The 3,204-nt window shown below is 60.6% G+C and carries 4 protein-coding genes; 2 read left to right on the forward strand and 2 right to left on the reverse strand.

Annotated elements, in window-relative coordinates; genetic code table 11:
- On the forward strand, nucleotides 1-361 hold a 361-nt coding region (locus tag A3728_RS10570), incomplete at its 5' end, for an IS5 family transposase (RefSeq protein WP_067923222.1).
- Nucleotides 362-652: 291 nt separating this feature from the next.
- Here the strand turns inward: A3728_RS10570 and A3728_RS10575 are convergent.
- Together A3728_RS10575 and A3728_RS10580 are read right to left on the reverse strand one after the other, a co-directional pair.
- The gene (locus A3728_RS10575; protein WP_067923225.1) at nucleotides 653-1,090 is read right to left on the reverse strand and encodes a hypothetical protein; all 438 of its coding nucleotides are present in this window, start codon (nucleotides 1,088-1,090) and stop codon (nucleotides 653-655) included.
- Nucleotides 1,087-1,461, reverse strand: a complete 375-nt coding sequence (locus tag A3728_RS10580) for a hypothetical protein (RefSeq protein WP_067923228.1) — start codon at nucleotides 1,459-1,461, stop codon at nucleotides 1,087-1,089. The genes A3728_RS10575 and A3728_RS10580 overlap by 4 nt, the downstream gene beginning before the upstream one ends.
- Before the next feature lie 709 nt (nucleotides 1,462-2,170).
- Between A3728_RS10580 and A3728_RS10590 the strand changes: the two genes are divergently transcribed.
- The coding region (locus A3728_RS10590; RefSeq protein ID WP_067923234.1) for a type I restriction-modification system subunit M at nucleotides 2,171-3,204 on the forward strand (1,034 nt) is incomplete at its 3' end.

Consider the following 3,204-nt stretch of genomic DNA (forward strand, 5'->3'; position numbering starts at 1 on the left):
CAGCCAAGGCCGACCGCTCAATCTGTTCGTGACCGCAGGACAGGTCAGCGATTACGTCGGTGCCCGAGCACTGGTGAGCCGTTTGCCCAGGGTGGACTGGCTGCTTGGCGATCGTGGCTATGACGCCGATTGGTTCCGAGAAGCGTTGAAAGACAAAGGGATACGGGCGTGTATCCCTGGCCGTAAACAGCGGAAGAAGCCAGTGAAGTACGACAAGCGTCGCTACAAGCGGCGCAACCGGATCGAAATCATGTTCGGCAGGCTGAAGGATTGGCGGCGTGTGGCAACCCGTTACGATAGATGCCCGAAAGTCTTCCTGTCAGCCATCGCCCTCGCCGCACTCGTTATTTACTGGTTGTGAGTCCTGACCCTAGTAGGTTGCCAGTAGAATTGAGGTCACGCCAAATTCCTTAATAAATTTAAGGGTATTTTGGCTCCGGCGGTAGGGATCCAAGAAACAGGCCGCAACCTCCCGAACGTAAACGAAAAAACGCGTTCGACCGCGGCATGACTCCGCGTGTGATTGTAGTTGTGTCACGACCGTGACATCTCCAGCAAGCCTTTTGTGACAGGCTGTCTTGCCGGCTCTCGGCTGCCTTCACGGGCCGCCGAGGATCGCCCGCGCCGCAGCATCACGCGGCGCGGGAAAAGATCAGACCTCTCTGCCGCGCAGCTCGGCGGCGATCCGTTCTGCTTCAAGCAGGTTCTGGATTGCGGCCAGCCGGGAAGCGAGATCGCGCAGACGGCTTCGAAGGCCGATGGCCGCCAGGCCGTAGGGATCGACCACCGTCTGTTCGCCCGGCGGGTTGATGTCCCAGGCTTCGTCGTGGACCTCGTAGACCTTGGTCGCTCCCAGGATCACGGGCTCGAGGCGAGCGGCCAGCTGTTTCACACCGACATGTTCGCCCTTTTTGAAGATGGTGAGCCCCTCGATTCGGTCCTTCAATTCCAGCACATCGGCCCGGAGGGCGCCTTCGAGCGCCGCAGTTTCCTCGACCCGGGAGATTGCATCCAGCACTGCGTTCGAGGCGTCGAGGGCCGCCTCGATCCGCGGGATGAGTTCATCGTCCAGCATGGGTTCCTCGTTCATGTGCGTCGCTCCTCTTGATCGCCATGGGACGGTTGACCGGGGGAGACCTCTTCGAAAGCCCGTCGGAGTTCGTCCGCCAGCAGGCAGATCTCCTCGACCTGCGGCGACGCCGGATCGAGTGACGCGAAGTAGGCAGCTTCGGGGCGGGACGGATCATGCACATGGGCCAGCGTGAGCAGGTCATGCAGGGCGGACACGTCGCGGCCTGCGCGACCGTGCAGCGAGTTTCCGGTGTAGAGCATCTCGAACAGACACTGAACCCGCTTGAGCCATGGCCGGCCGCCCAGCAGAAGGGCGGCGTTCTGCAGCGCCTCCGCGTTTTCCTCGACGAAGTGGTGAAGGCACGTGGGCCTTGTGGGAATATCGAACATCTCGTCTTCTCATTGAATGCCCTCAGCGGAATGCCTCGGGTGACAAGAGCCGGAGCTTCCATGGGCGCAAGAAGCCGTTCGACTGCCTACTGCAAGCTGGAGGAGTTCGAGTATCTGCCACGAGCTCCCAATCCTGCGGCGTTGGCAAAATAGACATTGGCCAATACTGCTGGATCCGAAGGGAGAAACTGAAATAAATTTGTAACCAACTGATCAGATGTCTCTACCGCCCTGCTGCGGGTTCATGAAGTTGACGAGGCAATTGCCCGATGGCCGGGCCTGAGGCAGAAATGACCAAAGCGAGGCGCCTGGCTGGTGCCCCGCAACAATCAGAATTGAGTAGGCATTGGTTCGATCGCCGTCCTCCAACGTCTCCTCGACGACCCGCGGCTTCTCAGTGACCGGCGAGCGACGCCGACGGCCACCATCGGTGATGATCTCTATCCCAGACATAAGCATGTGCTTAGGCATATGCCTAAGCTTCCAGGGCCATACCCAAGTGTCCTGTCGGAATGGTGGCCAGTTCACTCGCCGGATGAATACCGTGGCTGGTCCCTGCCTCGCGCTGATCTTCCCCGGCGTTGTTGGACAACTCAGCTGACAATCGCAGCGCCCCATTCCCCAGACACACCTATCCCCCTCGTGCACGGCAGTTGTGGAGACTCTCTCCACATGCGAAGACTGTTCCCAAAAGGCCACGAGCAGACAGATGAACCCAATTACACAACAAGAAATCAACAAGGCCGCTTGGGGCGCCTGTGACACATTCCGCGGCGTGGTCGATCCCTCGATCTACAAGGACTACGTCCTGACCATGCTGTTCCTGAAATACGTCTCGGACGTATGGAAGGACCACCGCACGCGCTACGAGGCGGAGCATCCGGACGCGCCTGAGCTGGTTGAAGCCATGATGCAGCAGGAGGCTTTCGTCCTTCCCGAGGGCGCCGCGTTCGATGCCTTGCACAAGCGCCGCTTCGAGGCTGGGAACGGTGAGCGTATCGACAAGGCGCTGCACGCCGTCGAAGAGGCCAACGGCTCCAAGCTCAAGGACGTCTTCCAGGACATCAGCTTCAACTCGAACAAGCTGGGCGACGAGGAGCAGAAGAACGACATCCTTCGCCACCTGCTTGAAGACTTTGCCAAGCCCGCGCTCGATCTGCGCCCGTCGCGTGTCGGCGCGCTCGACATCATCGGCGGGGCTTACGAATACCTGATCTCCCGCTTCGCCGCCTCGGCAGGCAAGAAGGCGGGCGAATTCTATACCCCAGCCGAGGTCTCGGAACTCATGGCCCGCATCGTCGATCCGCAGGAAGGCGACGACATCTGCGATCCGACCTGTGGCTCCGCCTCCCTCCTCATGAAATGCGGGCGTCTGGTGCGTGAACGCAGCGGCACGCGCCGCTACGCGCTGTTCGGGCAAGAGGCTATCGGCTCCACCTGGGCGCTGGCCAAGATGAACCTCTTCCTGCATGGCGAAGAGAACCACCAGGTCGAATGGGGCGACACGATCCGCAACCCCAAACTGCGCACCTCGGACGACATGCTGCGCCACTTCGATATCGTGGTCGCCAACCCGCCCTTCAGCCTTGAGAAATGGGGCATCGAAACCGCCGAGAACGACAGGTTCGCGCGGTTCCGCCGTGGCATTCCGCCCAAGACCAAGGGCGACTATGCCTTCATCCTGCACATGATCGAGACACTGAAACCTGGCAGCGGGCGCATGGCCGTCGTCGTGCCCCATGG

Origin of the sequence: Sulfitobacter sp. HI0040 (assembly GCF_001634885.1) — a bacterium.
Lineage (GTDB): Bacteria > Pseudomonadota > Alphaproteobacteria > Rhodobacterales > Rhodobacteraceae > Sulfitobacter.

Coding starts and splice junctions, on each gene's coding strand:
- A3728_RS10575 (WP_067923225.1), bottom strand. CDS start 1,090: ATGAACGAGGAACCCATGCTGGACGATGAACTCATCCCGCGGATCGAG.
- A3728_RS10580 (WP_067923228.1), bottom strand. CDS start 1,461: ATGTTCGATATTCCCACAAGGCCCACGTGCCTTCACCACTTCGTCGAG.